This window comes from Kitasatospora sp. MY 5-36 (genome assembly GCF_001182915.1).
GTDB lineage: Bacteria > Actinomycetota > Actinomycetes > Streptomycetales > Streptomycetaceae > Kitasatospora.
Window position 1 is genome coordinate 1 of the sequence record NZ_LFVW01000972.1, and the last position, 2,799, is coordinate 2,799.

Annotated in this window: 4 protein-coding genes and 1 pseudogene; 2 read left to right on the forward strand and 3 right to left on the reverse strand. The window is 73.7% G+C overall.

Annotated features, from left to right (window positions below):
- On the reverse strand, positions 1-384 hold a 384-nt coding region (locus AE652_RS39000), incomplete at its 3' end, for a winged helix-turn-helix domain-containing protein (RefSeq protein ID WP_049660241.1).
- A 184-nt stretch (positions 385-568) separates the two neighbouring features.
- On the opposite strand from AE652_RS39000, the gene AE652_RS39005 reads away from it, so the two are divergent.
- On the forward strand, positions 569-1,384 hold the full coding sequence (locus tag AE652_RS39005; protein ID WP_049660242.1) for a site-2 protease family protein: 816 nt from the start codon (positions 569-571) through the stop codon (positions 1,382-1,384).
- On the opposite strand, the gene AE652_RS39010 is transcribed toward AE652_RS39005, so the two are convergent.
- Positions 1,381-1,572, reverse strand: coding sequence for a hypothetical protein (locus tag AE652_RS39010; RefSeq protein WP_049660245.1), 192 nt, complete (start codon positions 1,570-1,572; stop codon positions 1,381-1,383). The genes AE652_RS39005 and AE652_RS39010 overlap by 4 nt on opposite strands.
- Before the next feature lie 118 nt (positions 1,573-1,690).
- The gene (npdG, locus tag AE652_RS39015) at positions 1,691-2,383 is read right to left on the reverse strand and encodes an NADPH-dependent F420 reductase (protein ID WP_049660247.1); all 693 of its coding nucleotides are present in this window, start codon (positions 2,381-2,383) and stop codon (positions 1,691-1,693) included.
- Between the two features lie 47 nt (positions 2,384-2,430).
- Between npdG and AE652_RS39020 the strand changes: the two are divergent.
- Positions 2,431-2,799: pseudogene (locus tag AE652_RS39020) on the forward strand (hypothetical protein); the annotation flags it as partial.

Below are 2,799 nucleotides of genomic sequence, written 5' to 3' on the forward strand. Positions count from 1 at the left end.
CCACAGCGCCAGGGCGGCGCCCAGCCGCTCGGCGGCGAGCGCGTGGTCCCCGGTGTCCAGGGCGCGGCGGCCCTCGCCGGTCAGCCGCTGGAAGTCGGCGAGGTCGGTGGCCGGACCGGTCAGCCAGTACCCGGCCGGGCCGGAGCCGACCTCGTCCCGGCCGATGGTGCGGCGCAGCCGGCCGACCAGGGTCTGGAGCGCGGCGGAGGAGTCCTGGGGCGGCTCGGCCTCCCACACCTCGTCCACCAGCAGGTCGGCCGGCACCGGCCGGCCCTGCCGGAGGGCCAGGGCCGCGAGCAGGGCCCGTAGCCGGGCGCCGCCGATCGGTACCGGGGTGCCGTCGTCGTGGTGGGCCGTCGTGGTTCCGAGGATGCCGTAGTGCACCGGACCATTCTGGTCGATCGGCGGGGGAAGGGCCGCACAATTGTGCAGGGCCCGGCGCCCCGGCGGAACCGACCCCGGGCCCTCGGACGTTCACCGGAGGCGGCTTGTCCGGCCACCGGCCCGCCCGGCATGATCGGTCCCTGCCGGTCCTTCCCGTTCCCTCTGCCCACGGAGCACCCACACCATGACCTTCGCCGCCACGCCGCGCTCCCGCAGCGAGGACCGCCGGATCAGCCCGGTGTTCTGGGTGCTCCTGGCCGTCCTCGGCACCTCCGGCTGGGCGGTGTACCAGGGCTACGGCAACGCCTCGTTCGGGGTGTTCCTGTTCGTGGTCGCGGGCTGGATGGTCTCGCTCTGCCTGCACGAGTACGCCCACGCGCGCACCGCGCTGCACGGCGGCGACATCAGCGTCGGCGCCAAGGGCTACCTCACGCTCAACCCGCTGAAGTACGCCAACGTGCTGCTCAGCTTCGTGCTGCCGATCGTCTTCGTGATCCTCGGCGGCATCGGCCTGCCCGGCGGCTCGGTCTGGATCGAGCGGCACCGCATCCAGGGCCGGCTCAAGCACAGCCTGATCTCGGCGGCCGGCCCGCTGGTCAACCTGCTCATCGCGGCGGCGCTGCTGGTCCCGATCGGCGCGGGCTGGCTGGACGACCCGACCGTGCACGCGTTCTGGGAGGGCCACGAGCTGATCATCTCGCCGTTCTCCGGCGCGCTGGGCTTCCTCGGCTTCCTCCAGCTGAGCGCGGCGGTGCTGAACCTGCTGCCGGTGCCCGGACTGGACGGCTACGGCATCGTCGAGCCCTGGCTGTCGTACCAGACCCGGCGCGCGATCGAGCCGTTCGCGCCGTACGGGATGCTCGCGGTGTTCGCGCTGCTGTGGCAGCCCCAGGTGAACGAGTTCTTCTTCGGGATCGTCCACGGCCTGATGAACCTGTTCGGCGTGGACCAGGACTACGCGACGCTCGGCCGGTACCTGTTCAGCTTCTGGAAGAACTAGCCCTGCTCGGCGGCCGCGGTCGCGGCGGCGATCCTGGCCCGGCGGCGGTCCATCCACAGCACGTTGCTGGCCACGCCGGCCAGCGGCAGCCAGATCAGGCCCAGCCAGAAGCCCTGGACCAGCGAGACCACCAGGGCCACGAGCGCGAGGACGACGGCGGCCAGGGCGAAGCGGGACGTGCGAGGCATGGCGGAGGGCTCCTAGAACGGGTGCGGGCGGCCGGGTCACGGCCGCCACCCATTGTCGCCGACCTCACCTCCGGACCGGGTCCAGGGGTGAGGTCGACACGCCTCTGCCCGGATCCGCTCAGACGTCGGTGATCCGCAGGCCCGCGTGGGCCTTGTACCGGCGGTTGACCGAGATCAGGTTGGCGACCAGCGCCTCGACCTGGTGGGCGTTGCGCAGCCGGCCGGCGAAGATGCCGCGCATCCCGGGGATGCGGGCGGCCAGGCCCCGGACGACGTCGGTGGCCTCCCGGTCGTCGCCGAGCACCATGACGTCGGTGTCGATGCTCTCCACCGACTCGTCCTGCAGCAGCACCGCCGAGAGGTGGTGGAACGCGGCGGTGACCCGGGAGTCCGGCAGCAGCGCGGCGGCCTGCTCGGCGGCGCTGCCCTCCTCCGGCTTCAGCGCGTACGCGCCCTGCTTGTCGAAGCCCAGCGGGTTGACGCAGTCGACGACGATCTTGCCCGCGAGCTCCTCGCGCAGCGCGGTCAGGGTGGCGGCGTGGCCGTCCCACGGGACCGCGATGATCACCACGTCGCTCTCCCGGGCGACGGTGGCGTTGTCGGCGCCGCGCACGCCGAGGCCCAGCGCGGCCGCCGAGGCCTCGGCCCGGGCGGCGTCGCGGGAGCCGATGATCACCTGCTGGCCGGCCTTGGCCAGCCGCAGGGCGAGTCCTCGCCCCTGGTCGCCGGTGCCACCGAGGACACCGACCACCAGCTGGGAGACGTCCGGGACCTCGTGGGCCGGGTTTGTCGCTGAATCGAGGGAAGTCATGGGCCGATCCTGCCAAATCCCCGGCCCGGCGGGACATCCTGGCCCGCATGGACGCGGTGAGAGTTTCGGCACTCCGGGAACGGCTGACGGGAACGGGCTGGCTGGAGGAGGTCGGCGGCTTCGCCGGCGCGCTGCGCCGCTCCGTGGAACGCCGCAGCGCGAGCGGGCTGCTGCTGGTCGGCACCGAGGCGTACGAACCCTGGCACCTGGCCGCCCACTTGGACGACGAGGCCGCCTGGTCGGACGTCCCCCGGCTGGCGCCCACCCTGCTGCGGCACAGCCCGCCGGCCGACGCCCCGGCCCACCTGACCCACGACCTGCGGCGGCTCACCGAGGCCGGGCGCGGTGACACCGTGCTGGTGGTGGTCCCCCGGGCGGCCGGCGCCGCGCTGCTGGAGCGGGTGCACGACGCCCGG

Coding starts and splice junctions, on each gene's coding strand:
- AE652_RS39005 (WP_049660242.1), top strand. CDS start 569: ATGACCTTCGCCGCCACGCCGCGCTCCCGCAGCGAGGACCGCCGGATC.
- npdG (WP_049660247.1), bottom strand. CDS start 2,383: ATGACTTCCCTCGATTCAGCGACAAACCCGGCCCACGAGGTCCCGGAC.
- AE652_RS39010 (WP_049660245.1), bottom strand. CDS start 1,572: ATGCCTCGCACGTCCCGCTTCGCCCTGGCCGCCGTCGTCCTCGCGCTC.